Genomic DNA, 20,916 nt, shown 5'->3' on the forward strand with positions numbered 1-20,916 from the left:
CCGTGATCGCCAGGACGGTGAGCAGGGCGAGACCACGGGGGCGGATCCTCGAGCGGGGCATCGGTGACTCCGAGACGGTCGGCGCTGCTGGTGCTCGCGCTGGTCCTCGCCGGCGCGGGCATCGCCCTCTCGCTCGCCTCGCGGAGCGGAGGCGCGGGCGCTCCGGCCGCGAGCTCCCCCGACCCCACCTCCTCCGTCGACATGGCCGAGCGCGTCGCCGGTCTCGAGAGGCGCTTCGCCGCCGGGTTCCCGCAGCACAGCATCGTCCTCACGGGCAGCTCCACGATCGGCCGCTGGACGACCTCCAAGGAGGACCTGCGCCCGCTCGAGACCTACAACATCGGGATCGGCGGCACGACCGTCGCCGATCACCTCGCGTGGCTGGACCGCATGGTCGCCCCCTTCGATCCCCGCGCCGTGATCGTGTACGTGGGAGCGAACGACATCAGCGGCGAGGAGGGCTCGCGCACCGGCGCCCAGACCGCCGGCGCCGTCGTCGAGTACCTCCAGCGCGTGGAGGAGGTCGCCCCCGACGCCGAGCTGTTCTACGTCGAGATCGCGGAGACGCCCGCCCGCGCCTCCGTCGGCGCCGAGGTCCGCGCCGCCAACACCGCGGTCAGCGCCTACGCCGAGACGGACGGCCGCGTCACCTTCGTCCCCACCGCCGACGCGCTCGTCACCTCCGACGGCTCTGTCGACCCCTCCCTCTTCGTCGACGACGGCCTGCACTTCGACGAGGCCGGCTACGCCCGGTTCTCGGAGGCGGTCCGCGCGGTGGTCCTGCCCGCTCTGGAGTGAGCCGGCGGGCCGCCGCACAGCAGCCCCGCTCGACGTGAGCGGCCCGGGGACACCGCGCCCGGAGCCCCCAGTGTTGACCCTGAAGGGGGACACGGCCCCTCCGTCGCGCGCGCCTATCCTGGCCCCGCGTCATCGCCGACAGCGCCCTCTGCACCGCCGCAGACCGCCGCTCGCTCAGCAGCGCCGACCGTCTCGGAGTCACCGATGCCCCGCTCGAGGATCCGCCCCCGTGGTCTCGCCCTGCTCACCGTCCTGGCGATCACGGCCGCCGCGCTCGTCGCCGGGCCCGCGGGTCCGGCGTCCGCCGCTCCCGTCGTGCCCGCCGGCTTCACCGACTCGCGGGTGGCGGCCGTCCCCGCGCCGACCGCCCTCGCCTTCACGACCGACGGACGCACCCTCGTCTCCTCGCAGACCGGCGCGATCCGGGTGATCCGCGCCGGCGGCCTGGTCGCCACCCCGGCCCTCGACCTGCGCTCGAAGGTCTGCGCCAACGGCGAGCGCGGCGTGCTCGGCCTCGCGGTCGACCCGGCACCGGGCTCGCGCACCGTCGTCGTCTACTACACCTCGAAGGGCTCCGACTCCTCCTGCCCGACGAACGCCGGCGGCACGGTGAACCCCGCGGGAGCCCCGCGCAACCGCGTCTCCTCGTTCCAGCTCGGCACCGACGACCGCATCGACCCGGCCTCCGAGCGCGTCCTCCTCGACGGCATCTACTCCCCCGCGAGCAACCACAACGGCGGCGACCTCGCCATCGGCAAGGACGGCCTGCTCTACGTCAGCGTCGGCGACGGCGGCTGCGACTACCGCGGCGGAGTCGGCTCGCCGGGCGGCAGCGGCTGCGGCGGCCGGAACGACGCCGCCCGCGACCCGAACATCCTGAACGGCAAGATCCTCCGGATCACCCTCACCGGCGGCGTCCCGGCCGGCAACCCCTACCTGGGCACCGGGACCGCCTCCTGCCGGCTCGCCCCGGCCGCCGCGGGCGTGCGCTGCCGCGAGACGTTCGCGAGCGGCCTGCGCAATCCGTTCCGGATGGCCTTCGACCCGAACGCGACCGGCACCGTCTTCCGCATCAACGACGTGGGCCAGGACGCCTGGGAGGAGATCGACCAGGGCGTCGCCGGCGCCGACTACGGCTGGAACACCCGTGAGGGCCACTGCGCGAAGACCGGCTCGGCCTCGAACTGCGGAGCCGCGGCGCCCGCCGGTCTCACCGACCCGGTCCACGACTACGCGCACAGCAGCGGCTGCGCCTCGATCACGGGCGGCGCCTACGTCCCCCGCGGCGTCTGGCCGGCCGCCTACGACGGCGCGTACCTCTTCGGCGACTACGTGTGCGGGAAGATCCGGACCCTCGGCCGCACCGGCGCGGCCGGCGACCTCGTGACCGGCCTCGGCGGCAGCAGCGCCGTCGCCATGGCCTTCGGTCCCTCGCGCGGGACCCAGGACCTCTTCTACACCAGCTACGCGAACGGCGGCGAGGTCCGGCGCCTCGCCTACACCGCCGCGGCGAACCGCGCCCCGACCGCGACCCTCACCGCCGCCCCCTCCTCCGGCGCGGCTCCTCTCGCCGCGCGGCTGAACGGCTCGGGCAGCAGCGACCCGGAGGGCGGTGCCCTGACCTACCTGTGGTCGTTCGGCGACGGCACCCCCGACCGCATCACGACCGGCCCGACCTTCACCCACAGCTACGCCGCCGGCAGCTGGACCGCGTCCCTCCGCGTCCGCGATCCGAAGGGAGCCGTCTCCGCCCCCGCGACGACGAGGATCACCTCGGGCGACAGTGCCCCGACGGTGAGCATCACCGCACCCGCCGACGGAGGGGTGTTCGTCACCGGCCGGAGCTACGGCCTCCGCGCCACGGCGACCGACGCCGAGGACGGCGCCCTGCCCGCCTCGGCGCTCACCTGGACCGTCCAGCGCCGCCACGCTCAGCACACGCATCCCTTCCTCGGGCCGCTGACGGGGAACGACCTCTCCTTCGTCGCCCCCGGCCCGGAGGACCTCGCCGCCGCCGCGGACAGCGACCTCCTGATCAGCGTCACGGCGACGGACTCGAGCGGAGTGTCGACGACGGCGACGCGGACGTTCTTCCCGCAGAAGGTCTCCGTCACCCTGGCCACCGCTCCCGCCGGCCGGACGGTCGTCGTCAACGGCACCGAGGTCGCCGGAGGCACGACCGTCGTCTCGTGGGCGGGCTCGGCCCTCCAGCTGGAGGTCCCGGACCAGACCGACGCGTCGGGCACGGCCTACCGGTTCTCGTCCTGGTCGGACGGCGGCGCCGCCTCGCACAGCGTCGTCACTCCCGGGAGCAGCACCACGCTGACGGCGACCCTCGTCGCCGCCGGACTCCCCGGCGCGCCGACCGCGGTCACCGCCACGGCGGGCTCGGACGGCACGGCGACGCTCGCGTGGTCGCCCCCCGCGGGGACCGGTGGCTCGGCGGTCACCGGCTACCGCGTGTCGCGCGACGGGTCCGACACGAGCGGAGCCGGAGCCTGGAGCGCCGTGGTCGCCGCGACCAAGCGCTCGCAGACCTTCACGAAGCTGGTCCCGGGCCGCAGCTACACCCTCTCGGTGCAGGCGGTCACGGCGAACGGCACCGGCCCGGCGGCCTCCGCGCTCGTCGCCGTCCCCTGACCGCCCGGCGTCCACCGGCCTCCCGGGCGCAGCCCTGCCGCCGCCCAGCCGTGCGCCCCTACGATCGAGCCATGCCGAGCATCCGGAGCCGCCGTCGGCCCCAGCCCCCGATCGAGTCCCCGGCGGGCGGGGGCGCCCGGTGAACGACACCCTCACCGGGATCCTGGACTTCGTCGTCAGCGTCCCCCCGGTCTGGCGGACGCTCCTCGCCGGACTCGCGATCTTCTTCGAGACCACGATCCTGGCGGGCCTCGTCGTCCCCGGCGACACGATCGTGATCGTCAGCGCGACCGGCGTGACCAGCCCGCTGCAGTTCGCGGCGCTGGCCGTCACGGTCGTCATCGGCGCCCTCTGCGGCGAGTCCGTCGGCTTCTACCTCGGCCGCTGGTTCGGGCCGCGGATCCGCGCGTCGCGCCTGGGACGCCGGCTCGGCGAGAAGAACTGGCTGAAGGCCGAGCGCTACCTCGCGCGGCGCGGCGGGTTCGCCGTGTTCCTCTCGCGATTCCTGCCGGTGCTGCACTCGCTGATCCCGCTGACGGTGGGGATGAGCGGGATGCGCTACCGGACCTTCATGGCCTGGACGATCCCGGCGTGCGTGCTCTGGTCGTCCGCCTACGTCGGCGTCGGCGCGGCCGCGGCCGGCAGCTACCGGGAGCTCTCGGAAAGCCTGCACGGCGCCGGCTACGTCTTCGTGGGCGTCATCGTCGTCTTCGCCCTGCTCGTGCTCCTCGGGAAGAAGCTCCTGAACAGAGCGGAGGCGCGTCACCTCGACGAGTGACGCGCCTCCGGGCGTGGATCCGGGGAGGATCAGTCGACGAGACCCGCCGACTTCAGCCACTCGCCCGCGATCGCGGACGCGGACTTCTGCTCGTTGACGCTCTCGGAGTTGAGGGCGACGAGGTCGTCCGCCGTGAGCTTCGCGCTGACCGCGTTCAGCACCTCGGCCGCGTCGTCCGTGATCTTGCTCGAGACGATCGGCACGACGTTGTCGGCCACGAACAGTCCGTCCGGGTCCTCGAGAGCGACGAGGTCGTTCTTCTGGATGTTCGGGTCGGCCGTGTAGACGTTCGCCAGCTGGATCTGGTCGCTGGTGAGCGCGTCGACGGTGGTCGATCCGCCGCTGTCCTCGATCGCCTGGAAGGTGGTCGTGATGCCGTACTTCGACTGCAGGGTGTCGGGCCCGTAGGGGCGCGTCTGCAGCTCGGAGTTGCCGCCGACCACGATCGGGTCGGTGACGTTCTTGAGCGACGCGATGTCGGTCAGGTCCCACTTGTCGGCGAAGGCCTGGGTGACGGTGTACGAGTTCTGGTCGCTGGCCTCGGCGGCGTCGAGGGCGCGGAGGCCGTCGGGCAGCGCGTCGCCGAGCGCGGAGTACACGTCGTCGGCGGTGGTGGCCGTCGCGTCGGGCTCGAGCGCCTGCAGGAGGCTGCCGTCGTACTCCGGGAAGACGTCGATGGATCCGCTCTCGATCTCGGGCAGGTAGATCTCGCGCTGGCCGATGCGCAGCTGGCGGTCGACGGTGAAGCCGTCGTTCTCCAGCGCCTGCGCGTAGATCTCGGCGAGGATCTCGTTCGAGTAGTAGTCCTGCGAGCCGACCACGATGGTCTCGCTGCCCGCAGTCGCACCCGATCCCTCATCGAGCGGATCGCTCGAGGAACACCCTGCCAGTGCCACGACGGCACCGACCGCGAGTGCGCTGAGCGCGACACGGCCCTTCGTGAAATGTGCTGTGAACATTGCTATTTCCCTTCTTCGATGGGGATTCCCATCACCGCGCGTCGTCGGGGCGACGAGGCGCGGGAACCTGTGCGGCCGGCGGTGCCGGCCAGGCCGAGCACGACTCCGCGCGGCACGGCGAGCCGCTGGAGGAGGGCGAACAGGACCTCGCTGAGGAGCGTCAGCACGATCACCAGGATCGAGCCGGCGAGCATCTGCGGGTAGTCCCCCGACTTCACTCCGCGGAAGATGTACTGCCCGAGGCCGCCGGCGCCGATGTAGTCGGCGAGCGTGGCGGTCGCGATGATCTGCAGCGCCGCCGAGCGGAGCCCGCCGATCAGCAGCGGCAGCCCCAGCGGGATCTCGACCTTCGTCAGGATCTGCCACTCGGTCATGCCCATCGAGCGCGCCGCGTCGACCGTGCGGCGGTCGACCGCCTCGAGCCCGGAATACGCGCCGGCGAGCACCGACGGGATCGCGAGCACGACGAGGGCGATCACCGGAGCGCCGAGGCCGAGCCCCAGGCTCATCGCCGCGAGGACGAGCACGCCCAGCGTCGGCAGGGCGCGCAGACCGCCTGCGACCGGCACGGCGATGCCCTTGCCGCGCCCGGTGTGCCCGATCAGGTAGCCGATCGGGATCGCGATCGCGGCCGCGATCACGAGCACCAGCAGGCTGATGCCGACGTGCTGGGCGACACGGGTCGGGATCGCGTAGACCCCGGTCCAGTGCGCGGGGTCGGCGATCCAGGCGAAGGCCTCGGCGATGAGGTTCACGACGTCACCGCCCTCTCAACCGCGACCGGTCTGCGCGAGCGGCGCGTGCGGTCCAGAGCCGTCCAGGGCATGAGGAGACGGCCGATCAGCACCAGCAGTCCGTCGAGTACCAGCGCGAGGACGATCGTGAGGACGATGCCCGTGACGATCTCACCGGTGATGCCGCGCTGGAAGCCGTCGGTGAAGAGCAGGCCGAGGCTCTGGATCCCGAGCACCGCGCCGACCGTCACCAGGCTGACCGTGCTGACCGTGACCACGCGCAGGCCCGAGAGCAGGACCGGACCGGCCAGCGGGAACTCGACCCGCCAGAAGCGCGCCCAGCCGGAGTAGCCCATCGCGGTCGCCGACTGGCGGACGTCGTCCGACACCGCGCCCAGTGCGTCCGAGGTGGTGCGGACCATCAGCGCGACGCCGTAGAGGGTGAGGCCCGTGATCACATTGGCGGTCGAGCGGAGCGGGATGCCCAGCAGGACCGGCAGCAGGATGAACATGGCCAGCGAGGGGATGGCGTAGAGCACGCCGAGCCCTGTCAGCAGGGTGCCGCGGCTCCAGCGGTAGCGGTTCGCGAACCAGCCGAACGGCAGCGAGACGAGGAAGCTGAGCAGGATCGGCGGGACCGACAGGGCCAGGTGCGCCAGCAGGTTCGCGACGATCGCGTCCGTGTTGTTGACGACCCAGTTCACGCGGCGGGGCCGTCCTGCGCGCGCAGCACTCCGGTCGGGCGCCCGTCGCCGTCGACCACGATGCGGGCGCCGTCGCGCTCCTCGATCCGGAGCGAGCGCTTGCCGCGGTCGGCGCCGACGAAGCCGGCGACGAACTCGCTCGCGGGGTTCGCCAGGATCTCGGCGGGCGAGCCCTTCTGCGCGATCCGGCCGCCCTTCTCGAGGATGACGACCTGGTCGCCGAGGAGGAACGCCTCGTCGATGTCGTGGGTGACGAAGACCACCGTCTTGTCGAGCTCGTCCTGGAGCCGCAGGGTCTCGCGCTGCAGGTCGGCACGCACGAGAGGGTCGACCGCGCCGAACGGCTCGTCCATCAGCAGGATGTTCGGGTCGACCGCCAGGCCGCGCGCCACACCGACGCGCTGCTGCTGGCCGCCGGAGAGCTGGCTGGGGTACCGGGCGGCGAGCGCACGGTCCAGTCCGACCGTGTCCATCAGCTCGAGCGCGCGGGCGTGCGCCTGCTTCTTGGCGACTCCGTTCAGCCGCGGCACGGTCGCGATGTTGTCGATGACCTTGCGGTGCGGCAGGAGGCCGGAGTTCTGCATCACGTAGCCGATGCGGCGGCGGAGCGCGACGGCGGGCAGGGACGAGATGTCCTCGCCGTCGATCTCGATGGTGCCGGAGGTCGGCTCGATCATCCGGTTGATCATGCGGAGGATCGTGGTCTTCCCGCAGCCCGAGGAGCCGACGAAGACGGTCGTCTGCCGGGAGGGCAGCACGAGCGAGAAGTCGTCGACCGCCCGCGTGCCGTCCGGGTACTGCTTGCTGACGTTGCGGAACTCGATCACGAGGCCGCCCGCCGTCCGGCGGTGTGCGCGCCGATCTGTCCCTGGTCCACGACTGTGCCCGCTCTCGCTCCGCGCGTCCGGCCGTTGCACGGCCCGCGGCCCCGAACGGGGCCAGGCGGCAAGGAAAACACCAATAGCAGCCGCCTGCCAACCCGGACCGCGAAGTGTTGCGGGATGTTCCGGGAGCGACTAGGGCCTTGACAGTCCTAGCCGGTCAGGACTCCTCGACGGCTCCGTAGTGCGAGGTCATGTAGTGGCGCAGCAGCGAGCGGCTCTCGTCGATGAAGCGCTGGTCGCCGTTGGGGTCGATGAGGAACGCGCGCGTGAGCAGCGCGTCCGCGACCTCGATGGTCACCTCGAGGCGGAAGGACAGCTGCGCGCCGCCCGGGAGGCCGTACTCGGACGCGAGGATCTCGGCGAAGCGGCGGGCGAAGAAGCCGGCCTCGAACGCCTCGCCCGCGACCTCGGGGGCGTGGATCGTGTCGACGAAGCGGATGGAGCGGAAGCCCGGCTCGTTGCGGTGCATCTCGCAGAAGGCGTCGATCGCGCAGTCGACCGCGCCCCACCAGTTGCCCGGGTGGGTGTCGCGGATCTCGGTGATGACGCGGCGGCGGAAGCGCTCGAGAGCCCGCTCGCGCAGCGCCTGGAGGACGGCGATGCGGTCCGGGAAGTAGCGGTAGACCGTGCCGATCGCGGCTCCCGCGCGCTCGGCGACCATCGCCGTGGTCAGGCGGTCGAAGCCGACCTCGTCGACGACGGCGGCCGCCGCGTCGAGCAGCGAGGCGAGACGGGCGGCGCTGCGCACCTGCACCGGCTCGTTGCGGACCTGGGACGATTCACCGAACGGTCGATCGACGAGGTTTCCAAGAGGCACGGCGGGCTCCTTCGGTCGTGGTTCCTACAATCGTACGCACGGCGACCGCCGGTCGGGGTCGTCTCATCGAAAGTCCCTCGTGTTTCGCGCCCCCGGAAGGGCGACGGCTCCGCGGGTCCGATCCACCCGGGAGAAACCATGTGCGGACGCTTCGTCCTCTCGCAGACCACCGCCGACCTGGTGGCGCTCTTCGACATCGACGAGCCGGGCGCCGACCTGCCGGAGCCGTCCTGGAACATCGCGCCGACCCAGCGGATCGCCGTCGTCGCGGAGTCGATGAAGGGGGTCGAGGAGGGCAGCCCGCCGCGGCGCCGGCTCGCCGGAGCCCGCTGGGGCCTGGTGCCCCGCTCCGCCGCCGACCCGTCCGCGGGGCCGCCGCTGTTCAACGCGCGGATCGAGTCCGTCGCCGAGAAGCCGTCGTTCCGCGAGTCCTACGCCTCCCGGCGCGCGATCGTGCCCGCCTCGGGCTGGTACGAGTGGCGGGTCGGCGCGGACGGGGCGAAGGCACCCGTCTACGTCTCGCCGGGCGAGGGCTCGCTCCTCCTGTTCGCCGGTCTCTACGAGTGGTGGCGCTCGGCCCAGCCGGGCTCTCCGTGGCTGCTCTCGGCGACGGTCCTCACCCGCCCCTCCGCCGGGCCGCTCGCCGAGGTGCACGAGCGGATGCCCGTGCTGCTGCAGCCGGAGCTGATCGAGGACTGGCTGGACCCGGCGTCCCCCGGGGACGGCGAGCTGCTGCGCGCGGCCGCCGAGGGCGCGGCCGAGCTGGCCGAGGAGCTCGAGGTGCACGGCGTCGGCGCGGCCGTGGGCTCCGTCTCGGCGAACGGCCCCGAGCTGATCGAGCCCACCGGAGCCTGACGATCGCGTGAGAGCGCGATCCGCGGTCCGGCATCCGGTCTGACAGACTGGGCGGATGCCGCTGACGCCCGAGAGCAAGCCCCTGAGCGCAGGCAAGGCGGAGGTCATGCACCGCGCCGCCCGCCTCGAGGACCGACTCCACTCCTTCCGGATGAGGCGCGTGAAGCGCAAGGGCTACGTCCCGAGGGTCATCCCCTACACCGGCTACGGCTCGACGACGCAGCTGCGCGTCCTGGCCCGCGTCCTCTACACGCGGCCGACCCCTCCCGGGGTCGAGGAGGTCCGCCCCGTCGAGGGCGTGCGCGGCTGGCGGAGCTTCACCAGCGTCTTCGTGAGCGGGGCCGTCGTGACCGTCGAGGCCGACGGGCAGACCCACCGGGTGACGGCCGACCGCGGCGGAGTCGTCGACGCGGACCTCCCGATCACGCTCGAGCCCGGCTGGCACACCATCACCTTCTCGACCGCGAGCTCGAAGCCCGTCGAGGCGCCCGTCTTCATCGTGCGTCCGGAGTCGCGGCTGGGCGTCGTGTCGGACGTGGACGACACAGTGATGGTCACCGCGCTCCCCCGCCCCTTCGTCGCCGCCTGGAACACCTTCGTGCTCGACGAGCACGCCCGGATGCCCACGCCCGGCATGGCGGTCTTCCTCGACCGCTTCGCCCGGCAGTACGAGGGCTCCCCGGTCATCTACCTCTCCACCGGCGCGTGGAACGTCGCCCCGGCGCTCACCCGCTTCCTGTCGCGGCACCTGTACCCGGCCGGAGCGCTCCTCCTGACCGACTGGGGCCCGACGCACGACCGCTGGTTCCGCAGCGGCAAGCAGCACAAGGAGATGAACCTCCGCCGACTCGCGGCCGAGTTCCCGGACGTGCGCTGGCTGCTGGTCGGCGACGACGGGCAGCACGACGAGGAGATCTACTCCGACTTCGCGGACGAGCACCCCGACAAGGTCGCGGCGATCGCGATCCGCCAGCTCTCCACCGGCGAGGCGGTGCTCGCGGGAGGCCGCTCCAAGGCCGAGGACCGCTCCCTGACCAGCGGCACGACCTGGGTCTTCGCGCCCGACGGCGCGGGCATCTCCGAGCAGCTGACGGAGCTCGGCATCCTCTGATCCCGCACCGGCTCCGGGAACGACGGAGCCGTCCGCTCCCCGGGGGGAGGGACGGCTCCGGTCGATCGGCTCGGACTACGCCTGGTGGGCGGCCTGCAGGTCGAGGGTGATGGTGACCTTCTCGCCGATGAGCACGCCACCGGTCTCGAGGGCCGCGTTGTAGGTCAGACCGAAGTCGGTGCGGTCGATGGTGGCCTTGGCGGTGAGGCCGGCCTTGTAGTTGCCGTAGGGGTCGGTGCCGAAGCCGCCGAACTCCACCTCGAAGGTGACGGGCTTGGTGGTGCCCTTGATGGTGAGCTCGCCGTCGACGAGGAAGTCGTCGCCGTTCGGGCGGACGGCGGTCGAGACGAAGTGGATCTCCGGGTACTGCTCGGCCTCGAAGAAGTCGCCGGTGCGGAGGTGGCCGTCGCGGTTGGGCTCGTTGGTGTTGACGGAGGCGACCTCGGCGGTGGCCTCGACCTTGGAGTCGAGCGGGTTCTCGCCGGTGGTGAACGTGGCGGTGAAGCGCTCGAACTTGCCCTTGACCTTGCTGATCATCAGGTGGCGGACGCTGAACGCGACCTCGCTGTGGGTGGGGTCGATGACCCAGGTGCCGGCCTTGTAGCCGGGGATGGTGACGGTGTCGGTCATGGTTTCTCCTCGAGTGTGACGGTCGTCGCGGGGAGAGCGTCCCCGTCCGATGTATGCAAGCGCATCGACGTCGATCAGTATTCCATGTAGCGACAACTATTTCATCCACGTTCCGTCGAAGGATCGGCGGACACCGCGTGAACACGGGGCGCCGCACCCCGGACGGGGGTCGGAGACGCTCCCCGAGCAGTCGTCAGCGGTCGGCGGGAGCCGGGTTGCGGATGCCGAGGAGGGAGACGACGCCGCCGGCGACCAGGAGGGCGGAGGTCGCGACGGCGGCACGGGAGAAGCCCTCGACGTCGAGCGAGTCGCCGACCACGAGCGAGGTCGCGGCGATGGCGACCAGCCCGGCGATGCGCGAGACAGCGTTGTTCACGGCGGAGCCGACTCCGCTGTGCCCGTCCTCGACCGCGCCGAGGATCGTCGAGGTCAGCGGGGCGACCGTCACCGCGAGGCCGAAGCCGAAGAGGAGGATCCCCGGGAGCAGCTGCGTGGCGTAGTCGGCGCCCTCGTCGACGAAGGAGAGCAGGAGGAACCCGGCCGCGGCGATCAGCGGTCCGACGCCCATGAAGAGCCGCGGGCCGAACCGCGCCGACAGCGACCCGGAGACCTGCGAGAGCAGGAGCAGCAGGATCGTCGGCGGGAGCGTCGCGAGTCCGGCCAGGGTCGCCGAGAAGCCCAGGGTCTGCTGCAGGAACAGGCCCAGCGCGAAGAAGCCGAAGGAGAGCGCGCCGTAGACGAACGCCGTCGAGACGTTGCCGACGGTGAAGTTCCGCGACGCGAAGAGCGACAGCGGCAGCATCGGATGCGCCGCGCGTCGCTCCCACACGACGAACGCGACGAGGGCGGCGACTCCCCCGATCAGGGCGGTCAGCACGAGCGGATGCTGGATCCCGAGCCGCTCCTGCTCGATCAGCGCGAACACGGGCCCTCCCAGGCCGATCACCCCGAGCACCGCGCCGACGCCGTCGATCGGCACCCGGGTCCCCGAGTCGACCGCGCCCAGCCTGCGCAGCAGGACCAGCGTCACCGCGATCGGCAGCAGGTTGAGCGCGAAGACGTACCGCCACGAGCCCGCGTCCACCAGCAGGCCGCCGAGCACGGGGCCGGCGATCGTCGCCGTGCCGGTCCAGGCCGTCCACGCGCCGATGGTCCGGGCCTGCGCGGCGCCGTGGACGGTCGCGATGATGAGGGCGAGCGAGCTTGGTACGAGGATCGCGCCGGCGGCGCCCTGGAGCATCCGCGCCACGATGAGGACCTCGGCGGTGGGGGCCAGCGCGCACAGCAGCGAGGTGACACCGAAGCCGATCAGGCCGATGGTCATGCTGCGGGCCCGGCCGATGCGGTCGGCGAGCGAGCCGGCCACGAGGATCAGCGCGCCGAGCGTGATCAGGTACCCGTCGACCACCCACTGCTGCACCGCGAGCCCGCCGCCGAGCTCGCGGGTGATGGCGGGCAGGGCGACGTTGACGACGGTGCCGTCGAGGAAGGCGACGAAGGAGGCGAGGACGGCCACCACGAGCACCGCGCGGCGGCGCGTCTCGGCGGGGTCGGCGGAGGCGGTCATGCTCGGGCTCTGGTCACCCGCTCACCGTACCGGCGGCCGCCGCTCCCGGGGCCGGGAGGGCGGGCATCCGGGCCCCCGAGCGCGGCCGCACGACGGATCCAGACTCGTCGCCTACTCTCGTAGCCATGTCTGCGCAAGGAACCGCCCGCGGCGGCGTGCTCGCCCGGGTCCTCGGGATCGTCGGAGCCAGCCTCGCCGGGGGCCTGCTGATCACGGTCGGGGTCACTCCCGCCCTCGCCGTCACCGGTCTCGCCGAGAACAACCCGATCGGGCTGTTCGAGACGGTGCCCGAGTACCTCGAGCTCGGCCAGCTGGCCCAGAAGACCGAGATCTACGCCAAGCGCACCGACGGCTCGGACGAGCTGCTCGCCTCCTTCTACGCGCAGAACCGCGAGGAGGTGGCCTTCGACCAGGTCAGCCAGTCCGTGAAGGACGCGGCGGTCTCGACCGAGGACCCGCGCTTCTACGACCATGGCGGCGTCGACCTGCAGGGCACGATCCGCGCGGTGCTCAGCAACATCGTCGGCGGTGACCTCCAGGGCGGATCCTCCATCACCCAGCAGTACGTCAAGAACGTCCTCGTGCAGAAGGCGGAGTCGCTGAGCGCGACCGACGAGGCCGCCTCGGAGGCCGCCTACGAGGAGGCGACCGCGACCACTCCGAGCCGCAAGCTCAAGGAGATGAAGCTCGCCGTCGACCTCGAGAAGAAGTACAGCAAGGACGACATCCTCCTCGGCTACCTCAACATCGCGGGCTTCGGCGGCCAGGTCTACGGCATCCAGGCGGCGGCCGAGTACTACTTCTCGACCAGCGCGGCCGACCTGAGCCTCGCGCAGGCCGCCAGCCTGATCGCCACGGTCAACAACCCCAACGGCCTCAGGATCGACCAGCCCGAGAACATCCCGGACAACAAGATACGCCGCGACTACGTCCTCGACCAGATGCTGCAGGAGGGGAAGATCTCGCAGGCCGACCACGACGCCGCCGTCGCCGAGGAGGTCGTCCCCGCGATCACGCAGACGCCCACCGGCTGCCAGACCGCCGGCAACGCGGCCTTCTTCTGCGACTACATCACCCGCGTCGTCCAGAACGACCCGGCGTTCGGCGACGACGCGGACACCCGCCTCGCGAACTTCCAGCGCGGCGGCTACAAGATCTACACGACGCTCGACCGCGACCTGCAGGACACCGCGGCCAACGCGACGAACAACGCCGTCCCCAAGGTCCCCACCCTCGACACCAACATCGGCAGCGCGACCGTCTCGATGGAGGTCGGCACCGGCCGGATCCTGGCGATGGTGCAGAACAAGGACTACGACGCGGCCGGCGCCGTGAACGGCGCGAACTTCTCCGCCGTCAACTTCAACACCGACACGGCCTACGGCGGCTCCGCCGGGTTCCAGGTCGGATCGACCTACAAGGTGTTCACGCTCGCGCAGTGGCTCGCGAGCGGACGCACCCTGAACGAGACGATCAACGGCCGCGAGCGCACCTTCTCGGGCTTCCCCGCCAGCTGCGCACCGGGCGGCGAGCTCGACACCTCCTACGAGGTCAACAACGACGACAGCGAGAACGGCAGCTACAGCGTGCTGACCGGCACGATGCAGTCGATCAACACCGTCTACGTCTCGATGGCGCAGCAGCTCGACCTCTGCGCGATCCGCGACCGCGCGGTCGGCTTCGGAGTGAAGGCCGCCGACGGCGGCGAGGTCGACTACAAGCCGTCCGCTGTCCTCGGCTCGGACACGCTCATCTCCCCCCTCTCGATGGTCACCGCCTTCGCCGGCTTCGCCAACAACGGCACCGCCTGCTCCGCGATCGCCATCGACTCGATCACCGACGCGACCGGCGCCGCCGTCCAGCCGCCGACCTCCACCTGCAACCAGGCCCTCAGCCCCGAGCTGACGGCGGTCGCGAACTACGCCCTGCAGCGCGTCGTCACCGGCGGCACGGCCGCCCAGTCCGACCCGGACGACGGCATCGAGCACATCGGCAAGACGGGCACCACCGACAACGCGGAGTCGACCTGGATGGACGGGGCGAGCTCGCGCGTCGCGACCGTGGTCTGGGTGGGCAACATCGACGGCCACACCTCGATGCGCGAGGTCCGCTTCCCGAACTCGGAGCTCGAGAGCCGCCCGTACGCCTCCAACATCCGCCACTACATCTGGAACTCGGTGATGACCCGCGCCGACCAGAAGTACGGCGGAGACGACTTCGAGGAGCCCAGCAGCGCCCTGCTGAACGGCCGCCAGATCGCCGTGCCGACCGTCTCCGGCCGCTCGGTCGACGACGCCACGGAGGCGCTGGAGGACCTCGGCTTCGACGTCGAGGAGGGGGCGACCATCGACTCGTCGCTCCCGGCCGGCGTGGTGGCGGGCACCGACCCGGCCGCGGGCACGACCGTCGCGCGCTACTCCGACCTCGCCCTGCTGATCAGCAACGGCTCGCAGGTCCCGGCTCCCGCCACCCAGGCACCGGCTCCGGCTCCGACCGGCACGGGAGTCCCCGCGACCGAGGCTCCCCCGGCGACTCCCACGGCGACCCCGACAGCGACAGCCACGGCGACTCCGACGGCGGAGGTCGAGGAGTGAGCTTCGACGCGGACTTCCTCGGCGTCCCCGCGGGTGCGCCGCTCCTGAGGGTCGAGCGCCCGGTCCGGCTCCTGCCGTACACGCACTTCGAGGTGCTGCTGGATCCGGAGCGGCGCCTGGCCGTCTCGACGGCCGTGAACATCGACGGCGCGCGCCTGGTCGAGCTCGGCCGCGGCGACGACTGGCACCTCGACGACCGCATCCCCGCCTCCGAGCAGACCGGGCCGGAGGTGTACGCCCGCAACGACCTCGACCGCGGCCACCTGGTCCGCCGCCGCGACCCCGTCTGGGGCGACCGGGACGAGGCCGCCGCGGCCAACCGCGACAGCTTCTGCTACACGAACGCCGCGCCCCAGGCGAGCGGCTTCAATCAGTCGCAGGAGCTGTGGCTCGGGCTCGAGACGCTGGTGCTCGAGTACGCGCAGACCTGGCGCACGCGCCTGAGCGTCTTCACCGGGCCCGTGCTCGCGGACGACGACCCGGTCTACCGCGGTACGGGCATCCCCCGCCGCTTCTGGAAGATCGCGGCGTGGAGCCCGGACGGATCGACGCTCGCGACGAGCGCGTACCTGCTCGACCAGAGCGAGCTCGTGGAGCGCGTGCGCGAGGGCCTGGTGCCGCTCGGCGGCTTCAGGACGTTCCAGCTGCCGGTCGCCGCGATCGGCGAGCTGACCGGTCTCGACGTGGATCTCCTCGCCGGGGCCGACGTGCTCGGCTCGGCAGGACTCCGGCCGGAGCCGTGGCGCGAGATCGTCGAGCCGTCCGACGTGGCGAGCGGCCTCCTCCCCCGCTGAGGCTCCGCCGGGGGCAGGATGGGCGGATGAGCACCCCCGTCCTGGTCGAGATCACCTCCGGCGCCGTCGTCCTCCGCGACCCGGAGGGTCCGCTCGTCCGCGTCGACGAGGCGGGCTACCTCCGCGGCGACGGGGTCTTCGAGACCGTCGCGGTCCTCGACGGACGTCCCCGTGCGCTCGGCGAGCACCTCGAGAGGCTGGCCGGATCGGCCCGGGCCGTCGGGCTGACGATCCCGGAGGCGCCCCTCTGGTCCCGAGCGGTCGACCTCGCCGTGGCGGAGCACGATCGGGTCGACGACCTGACGGTCCGCTTCATCGCCGCCCACGGGTCGGGCGACTCCGCCCGGTGCACCGTGCGCGCGGCTCCGACTCCCGACTCGAGCGCGCTCCGGGAGAAGGGCGCGGCCGTCGTCGTGCTGGACCGCGGGTACGCGAGCGGTCCGCTCGCGCCGTGGCTGCTCCCGGGCGTCAAGACCACCTCGGGCGCCGTCACCCGGGCGGCGCTGCGCGAGGCGGCGTCCCGGGGCGCGGACGACGTGGTCTGGCGCACGAGCGACGGGCTTCTCCTCGAGGGGGCGACGTCGAGCCTGGTGCTCCTCGGCGACGGGGTGCTCGCGACGCCGCTCTCGGGCAGCGTGCTCGCCGGCACGACGGTCGAGCGGGTCCTCGCGCTGGGCGAGCGCCGCGGGCTCGCATCGTCGCGCCGCGAGCTGCCGGTCACGGCGCTCACCGGTGCGGATGCGGCGTGGCTGGTGTCGAGCACCCGGCGGGCGATCCCCGTCCGCTCGGTCGACGGCGCATCGCTCGCGATCGACGCGGGCCTGACGGCGGCGTTCGAGGCGGGGCTGCTCGCCGGCTGACCGTGTCCGCGGCTCGGACTCCCTGCGCCTCAGGCCGCTGCGGCCAGCGCGCGGGACGTGTGCGGGCCGACCCCGGCCTCCTCCGCGTCTCCGAGATCGGCGAGCGTGTCGACGTCCAGCCTCAGCGTCGACGAGCCGGGCAGCACGACGACGGCGCAGCCCGCGTCGCGGTGCCGGGCCAGCGAGCCCGGGCCGAACGCCGGAGCGACGAGGGCCCCGGCCGCCAGCAGGAGCGCCGTGGTGCCGCTCCCCTCGCGGTCCGGGACGACGGCCGGGAGCGACCGCGTCGCGAGCGCCTCGGAGAGGTCCGACGGCAGCAGGGCGGGCAGGTCCCCGGTCAGCACGATCACCGGGGCGCCCGGCCGGCGGTGGAGGGCGGCCTCGGCTCCCCCGGACACGGCGGCGTCGAGGGTCCCCGGGTCGGGCACCACCACCAGCTGCGGGTGCTCCGCCCGTGCGCGGTCGGCCGCACCGGCGTCGGAGGTGACCAGGAGAAGGCTCGCCACCGGCTCCGCGGCGGCCACGGCGGCGAGCGTGTCCAGGAGGAACGCCTCGGCCAGCGCCGCGCGGCCCGGCACGTCGAGGCGCGTCTTCGAGCCGCCGCGGCCCTTGAACACGACGACCGCGCTCCAGCCGGTCACGCGCGCTCCTCGCGCGAGGCGGCTCCGGCCGCGAAGCCCTCGGCGAAGGCCTCGTCGGCGCCGAGGCGGAACATGTCGTCGGGGCCCGTGCGGGTCAGCGTGCGGGCACCCGGGCTCTCGACCCTCGTCACCAGGCGGGCGAGCCCGCGGACGACGGCGACGGGGCGTCCGCTCGCCTTGCCCTTCACCAGATCGCCGAGCGCGGCGATCTCGTCCGCGACGGCCGGCATGGTCACTCCCAGCGTGCGCCCCAGGGCGTCGACCCCGCCGCGGAGGTCGTCGATCACGAGGACGCCCGCGGCTCCGATGGCCGCGTCGGTCTGCCCGACCCGCCAGGCGCGGCCCAGGGTGTCGCTGACGAGCACGCCCACCTCCACGCCGAGCCGCTCCCGGAGGCCCGCGCAGAGGGCCCGCGCCGAGGCGTCCGGGTCGAGGGGGAGGAGGAGGACCGTCCCCTCCGCGACGTTGCTGGCGTCGACTCCGGCCGCCGCCTGGACGATCCCGAGGCGGTTCTCGACGATGCGGGTGACGCCGGAGCCGTGCGCCCGGGTGGCGACGACGCGGACGGTCTCGGCCGTGATCGCGTCCTCGCGGTCGGTCGCGGCGACGATGCGCCCCTCCGCCTTCGAGACGATCTTGCTCGTGACGACAAGGATGTCGCCGTCCGCGGGCCGGTCCTCCTCGGCGGCGGCGGCGACGGCCGCGAGGATCAGCTCGAGCAGGTCGTCACCGGGAGTCACCTCCGGGATGCCGTCGAGGGCCCAGGCCTGCACGCGCGTCTCGCTCACCGGTCCATTCTCCCGGCTGCCGCGGGCGCACGGGTCCACGGCCCGGGATCACCCGGGCAGGCGATCGGCGGCGCCTCAGCCGGCGGCGAGGTACGCGGCGACCGCGGGCGGCACGTAGGGGGCGACGTCGCCGCCGAGGGAGGAGACCTGCCGCACCAGCGAGCTCGACACGTGGGCGTGCGCGGGATCGGGCAGGAGGAACACCGTCTCGACGTGCGCGAGGTTGCGGTTCACGATCGCCATGGGCGTCTCGTACGCCACGTCGACCTGCGAGCGGATGCCCTTCACCAGGATGCTCGCGCCGACGTCGGTGCAGTAGTCGACGAGCAGGCCCATGCTCCACGAGGCGACGACGATCCGTCCCTCGACGCCCGCCTCCGCGATCGACTGCTCGATGAGCGAGACGCGCTGGGCGATCGGCAGCAGCGCGGTCTTGGCGGGGTTGTGCACCACCACGACGTGCAGCTCGTCGACCAGGCGCGCGGCCCGCTCGATCACGTCGAGATGACCGAGGGTCACGGGGTCGAAGGAGCCGGGGACGACGGCGATGCGGGCCATGCCGACAGAGTAGCGGGCGGGCACCGCCTAGCTCTTGGCGAGGAACTCCCGGTCGCGGTCCTGCACGCGGCGCGCGAGCGCGGCACGGAGCCGGTCGTGCGCGGCGAGCGACGGGTCCTCCGCGAGGAGCCGCTCGGCCAGCGCCCGCGCCTCCACGATCACGTCCGCGTCCTGCACCACCCGCAGCAGGCGGAGCGACGAGCGCCCGCCGGACTGCGAGTCGCCCAGCACGTCGCCCTCGCGGCGCAGCTCCAGGTCGACCTCGGCGAGCGCGAAGCCGTCGAGCGTCGCGGCGACCGCCTCCACCCGCTCGCGCGCGACCGTCCCCGCCTCCGCCGCAGTCACGAACAGGCACACCCCCGCGACGCCGCCGCGCCCGATGCGCCCGCGGAGCTGGTGCAGCTGCGACACTCCGAACCGCTCCGCGTCGAGCACGACCATCATCGAGGCGTTCGGCACGTCCACGCCGACCTCGATGACCGTCGTCGACACCAGGACGTCGATCTCCCCCGCGGCGAAGGAGCGCATCACGGCGTCCTTCTCCTCCGTCGTCATCCGCCCGTGCAGCGCGGCCGACCGCCGCTTCCCGAGCAGCGGATGCGCGCGCACGCCCTCGAGCGTGGCCGCGACGGTCGTGAGCGGCGCGGCGGCGTCCTCCTCGGGCGGCTGCGCGCCCTCGGCGGGCTCCCCCGGCTCGATCGCCGGGCAGACGAGGTAGACCTGGTGGCCCGAGCGGATCTCCTCCTCGGCGCGCTCCCACGCCCGCGCGATCCACGCGGGGTGGTCGGCGAGCGGGACCACGTGGCTCGTGATGCCGGGGCGCCCGGCGGGCAGCTCGCGGATGGTCGAGGTGTCGAGATCGCCGAAGACCGTCATGGCGACGGTCCGCGGGATGGGCGTGGCCGTCAGCACCAGCACGTGCGGCGGGGTGGCGCCCTTCCGGCGCAGGGCGTCCCGCTGGTCCACGCCGAAGCGGTGCTGCTCGTCGATCACGACGAGGCCCAGGTCGTAGAAGGAGACCGCGTCGCCGAGGAGGGCGTGCGTGCCGACGACGATCTTCGCCGTGCCCGAGACGATCCGGAGGAGGGCCGCTCGGCGCTGCGCCGCCCCCAGCCCGCCGGTGAGGAGGGTCGGCACCAGCTCGGCCGCGAGCTCCGGGCCGAGGGTCCTCGCGATCGAGCGGAGGTGCTGCCCCGCGAGCACCTCGGTGGGAGCGAGCAGCGCCGCCTGCCCGCCGCTCTCGGCCGTGGCGAGCATCGCCCGGAGCGCGACGAGGGTCTTGCCGGAGCCGACCTCGCCCTGCACCAGCCGGGTCATCGGGCTCTCGGCAGCCAGATCGGCGGCGATCTCGTGCCCCACCGCGGTCTGGTCGCCGGTGAGGGCGAAGGGCAGCGCGGCGTCGAAGCGCTCGAGCAGCCCGCCGGGGCCGGGCACGCGGGCCGTCGCGGGGCTGCTGCGCGCCGAGGCCCGGCGCTCGAGCAGGGCGAGCTGCAGGAGGAACGCCTCGTGGAAGCGCAGCGTCTCGCGCGCCTGCGCCTCCTCGCCCTCCCGCTGCGGGCGGTGGATCAGCTCCAGCGCCTCGCCGAGGCCCAGCAGCGAGCGGCCGGCGCGCACCTGCTCGGGCATCGGGTCGGGCACGTCGCGCAAGCCGTCCAGCAGCACGCCGATCGCGGCCTGGAGCTGCCAGCTCGAGATCGCGCTGGTCGCCGGGTAGATCGGGATCGGCCGCTCGGCCCAGTCCTTCGCGAGCTCACCGCCTCCCGTCTCCGTCGCGGCGGCCTCCTCGTCGTCGAACAGGCGGTAGTCGGGATGCGTGAGCTGCGGGGTGTCGCGGAACATCGAGACCGTGCCCGCGAAGATCCCGCGCACGCCGCGGTGGAGCTTCGCCGCGCGCCAGGGCTGTCCGAAGAACGTCAGCGAGAGCGTGCCCGAGCCGTCCGAGATGACGACCTCGAGCAGGGTGCCGCGCCGGTTGCGCATCGGCCGCTCGCGCACCTCGCGCACCTCCGCCACGATCGTCACGCTCTCTCCCACGGGGAGACGCGAGAGCGCCGTCAGCTCGCCCCGCTTCGCGTAGCGGCGCGGGTAGTGGCCCAGGAGCTCGCCGACCGTGCGGTACCCGAAGGCCTTCTCGACCGCGGTCGCCGTGCGCGGCCCGATCAGCGGCGCGAGCGAGGCGTCGAGGGGGTCCGGGATCACCTAGC

General features: G+C 73.0%; 19 protein-coding genes. 8 read left to right on the plus strand and 11 right to left on the minus strand.

The annotated features are described in order from the left end of the window. Window positions 1-63 precede the first annotated feature (63 nt). The 3 genes from C5C57_RS00005 to C5C57_RS00015 all read left to right on the plus strand — a co-directional run bounded on the left by C5C57_RS00005 (window position 64) and on the right by C5C57_RS00015 (window position 4,216). Window positions 64-798, plus strand: coding sequence for a GDSL-type esterase/lipase family protein (locus C5C57_RS00005; protein WP_104297139.1), 735 nt, complete (start codon window positions 64-66; stop codon window positions 796-798). Window positions 799-1,002: 204 nt separating this feature from the next. Next, complete coding sequence (locus tag C5C57_RS00010; protein WP_181027082.1) at window positions 1,003-3,438, plus strand: PQQ-dependent sugar dehydrogenase; 2,436 nt, start codon at window positions 1,003-1,005, stop codon at window positions 3,436-3,438. A 139-nt stretch (window positions 3,439-3,577) separates the two neighbouring features. Next, window positions 3,578-4,216, plus strand: coding sequence for a DedA family protein (locus C5C57_RS00015; protein ID WP_104223112.1), 639 nt, complete (start codon window positions 3,578-3,580; stop codon window positions 4,214-4,216). Between the two features lie 29 nt (window positions 4,217-4,245). Here C5C57_RS00015 and C5C57_RS00020 read toward each other — a convergent pair whose 3' ends face one another. The 5 genes from C5C57_RS00020 to C5C57_RS00040 all read right to left on the minus strand — a co-directional run bounded on the left by C5C57_RS00020 (window position 4,246) and on the right by C5C57_RS00040 (window position 8,314). Then, window positions 4,246-5,175, minus strand: a complete 930-nt coding sequence (locus C5C57_RS00020) for an ABC transporter substrate-binding protein (RefSeq protein ID WP_104223111.1) — start codon at window positions 5,173-5,175, stop codon at window positions 4,246-4,248. 2 nt (window positions 5,176-5,177) lie between these two features. Then, complete coding sequence (locus tag C5C57_RS00025; RefSeq protein ID WP_104225632.1) at window positions 5,178-5,930, minus strand: ABC transporter permease; 753 nt, start codon at window positions 5,928-5,930, stop codon at window positions 5,178-5,180. Further along, on the minus strand, window positions 5,927-6,613 hold the full coding sequence (locus C5C57_RS00030) for an ABC transporter permease (protein WP_104223109.1): 687 nt from the start codon (window positions 6,611-6,613) through the stop codon (window positions 5,927-5,929). Before C5C57_RS00030 ends, C5C57_RS00025 begins: the two co-directional genes overlap by 4 nt. Further along, on the minus strand, window positions 6,610-7,440 hold the full coding sequence (locus C5C57_RS00035; RefSeq protein ID WP_104225631.1) for an ABC transporter ATP-binding protein: 831 nt from the start codon (window positions 7,438-7,440) through the stop codon (window positions 6,610-6,612). Before C5C57_RS00035 ends, C5C57_RS00030 begins: the two co-directional genes overlap by 4 nt. A gap of 214 nt (window positions 7,441-7,654) precedes the next feature. Continuing rightward, entirely contained in the window at window positions 7,655-8,314 is a 660-nt protein-coding gene (locus tag C5C57_RS00040) for a TetR/AcrR family transcriptional regulator (RefSeq protein WP_104223107.1), read from the minus strand. 138 nt (window positions 8,315-8,452) lie between these two features. Here C5C57_RS00040 and C5C57_RS00045 point away from each other — a divergent pair, with 138 nt between their 5' ends. Both C5C57_RS00045 and C5C57_RS00050 read left to right on the plus strand, forming a co-directional pair. Then, entirely contained in the window at window positions 8,453-9,169 is a 717-nt protein-coding gene (locus C5C57_RS00045; RefSeq protein ID WP_104246545.1) for an SOS response-associated peptidase, read from the plus strand. A gap of 55 nt (window positions 9,170-9,224) precedes the next feature. Continuing rightward, window positions 9,225-10,280: an App1 family protein gene (locus C5C57_RS00050; protein WP_258072715.1), complete on the plus strand. Its 1,056-nt coding sequence runs from the start codon at window positions 9,225-9,227 to the stop codon at window positions 10,278-10,280. Between the two features lie 75 nt (window positions 10,281-10,355). Here the strand turns inward: C5C57_RS00050 and C5C57_RS00055 are convergent, their stop codons facing one another. Together C5C57_RS00055 and C5C57_RS00060 are read right to left on the minus strand one after the other, a co-directional pair. Further along, entirely contained in the window at window positions 10,356-10,910 is a 555-nt protein-coding gene (locus C5C57_RS00055) for a YceI family protein (RefSeq protein ID WP_104237910.1), read from the minus strand. Between the two features lie 193 nt (window positions 10,911-11,103). Continuing rightward, window positions 11,104-12,477, minus strand: a complete 1,374-nt coding sequence (locus C5C57_RS00060) for a DHA2 family efflux MFS transporter permease subunit (RefSeq protein WP_104225629.1) — start codon at window positions 12,475-12,477, stop codon at window positions 11,104-11,106. Window positions 12,478-12,602: 125 nt separating this feature from the next. Between C5C57_RS00060 and C5C57_RS00065 the strand changes: the two genes are divergently transcribed. The 3 genes from C5C57_RS00065 to C5C57_RS00075 are packed head-to-tail and all read left to right on the plus strand — an operon-like array spanning window position 12,603 to window position 16,725. Next, the gene (locus C5C57_RS00065; RefSeq protein WP_104246546.1) at window positions 12,603-15,071 is read left to right on the plus strand and encodes a transglycosylase domain-containing protein; all 2,469 of its coding nucleotides are present in this window, start codon (window positions 12,603-12,605) and stop codon (window positions 15,069-15,071) included. Further along, window positions 15,068-15,865 carry a DNA/RNA non-specific endonuclease gene (locus C5C57_RS00070; RefSeq protein ID WP_104246547.1) on the plus strand — a complete coding sequence of 266 codons (798 nt, stop codon included), beginning with the start codon at window positions 15,068-15,070 and terminating at the stop codon, window positions 15,863-15,865. The genes C5C57_RS00065 and C5C57_RS00070 overlap by 4 nt, the downstream gene beginning before the upstream one ends. A gap of 26 nt (window positions 15,866-15,891) precedes the next feature. After that, on the plus strand, window positions 15,892-16,725 hold the full coding sequence (locus tag C5C57_RS00075; protein ID WP_104246548.1) for an aminotransferase class IV: 834 nt from the start codon (window positions 15,892-15,894) through the stop codon (window positions 16,723-16,725). A gap of 29 nt (window positions 16,726-16,754) precedes the next feature. On the opposite strand, the gene cofC is transcribed toward C5C57_RS00075, so the two are convergent. The 4 genes from cofC to C5C57_RS00095 form a co-directional block, all read right to left on the minus strand. Next, entirely contained in the window at window positions 16,755-17,366 is a 612-nt protein-coding gene (cofC, locus tag C5C57_RS00080) for a 2-phospho-L-lactate guanylyltransferase (protein ID WP_104225626.1), read from the minus strand. Next, a complete protein-coding gene (locus tag C5C57_RS00085; RefSeq protein ID WP_258063651.1) occupies window positions 17,363-18,154 on the minus strand; it encodes a coenzyme F420-0:L-glutamate ligase in 792 nt (263 codons plus the stop codon). The genes cofC and C5C57_RS00085 overlap by 4 nt, the downstream gene beginning before the upstream one ends. A gap of 75 nt (window positions 18,155-18,229) precedes the next feature. Then, complete coding sequence (gene coaD, locus C5C57_RS00090) at window positions 18,230-18,712, minus strand: pantetheine-phosphate adenylyltransferase (protein ID WP_104223138.1); 483 nt, start codon at window positions 18,710-18,712, stop codon at window positions 18,230-18,232. A gap of 27 nt (window positions 18,713-18,739) precedes the next feature. Further along, the gene (locus C5C57_RS00095; RefSeq protein ID WP_374953591.1) at window positions 18,740-20,911 is read right to left on the minus strand and encodes an ATP-dependent DNA helicase RecG; all 2,172 of its coding nucleotides are present in this window, start codon (window positions 20,909-20,911) and stop codon (window positions 18,740-18,742) included. Window positions 20,912-20,916 lie beyond the last annotated feature (5 nt).

The sequence above is a fragment of the Rathayibacter sp. AY1C5 genome, assembly GCF_002931705.1.
Lineage (GTDB): Bacteria > Actinomycetota > Actinomycetes > Actinomycetales > Microbacteriaceae > Rathayibacter.

Coding starts and splice junctions, on each gene's coding strand:
- C5C57_RS00010 (WP_181027082.1), top strand. CDS start 1,003: ATGCCCCGCTCGAGGATCCGCCCCCGTGGTCTCGCCCTGCTCACCGTC.
- C5C57_RS00020 (WP_104223111.1), bottom strand. CDS start 5,175: ATGTTCACAGCACATTTCACGAAGGGCCGTGTCGCGCTCAGCGCACTC.
- C5C57_RS00045 (WP_104246545.1), top strand. CDS start 8,453: ATGTGCGGACGCTTCGTCCTCTCGCAGACCACCGCCGACCTGGTGGCG.
- C5C57_RS00050 (WP_258072715.1), top strand. CDS start 9,225: ATGCCGCTGACGCCCGAGAGCAAGCCCCTGAGCGCAGGCAAGGCGGAG.
- C5C57_RS00055 (WP_104237910.1), bottom strand. CDS start 10,910: ATGACCGACACCGTCACCATCCCCGGCTACAAGGCCGGCACCTGGGTC.
- C5C57_RS00060 (WP_104225629.1), bottom strand. CDS start 12,477: ATGACCGCCTCCGCCGACCCCGCCGAGACGCGCCGCCGCGCGGTGCTC.
- C5C57_RS00065 (WP_104246546.1), top strand. CDS start 12,603: ATGTCTGCGCAAGGAACCGCCCGCGGCGGCGTGCTCGCCCGGGTCCTC.
- C5C57_RS00075 (WP_104246548.1), top strand. CDS start 15,892: ATGAGCACCCCCGTCCTGGTCGAGATCACCTCCGGCGCCGTCGTCCTC.
- coaD (WP_104223138.1), bottom strand. CDS start 18,712: ATGGCCCGCATCGCCGTCGTCCCCGGCTCCTTCGACCCCGTGACCCTC.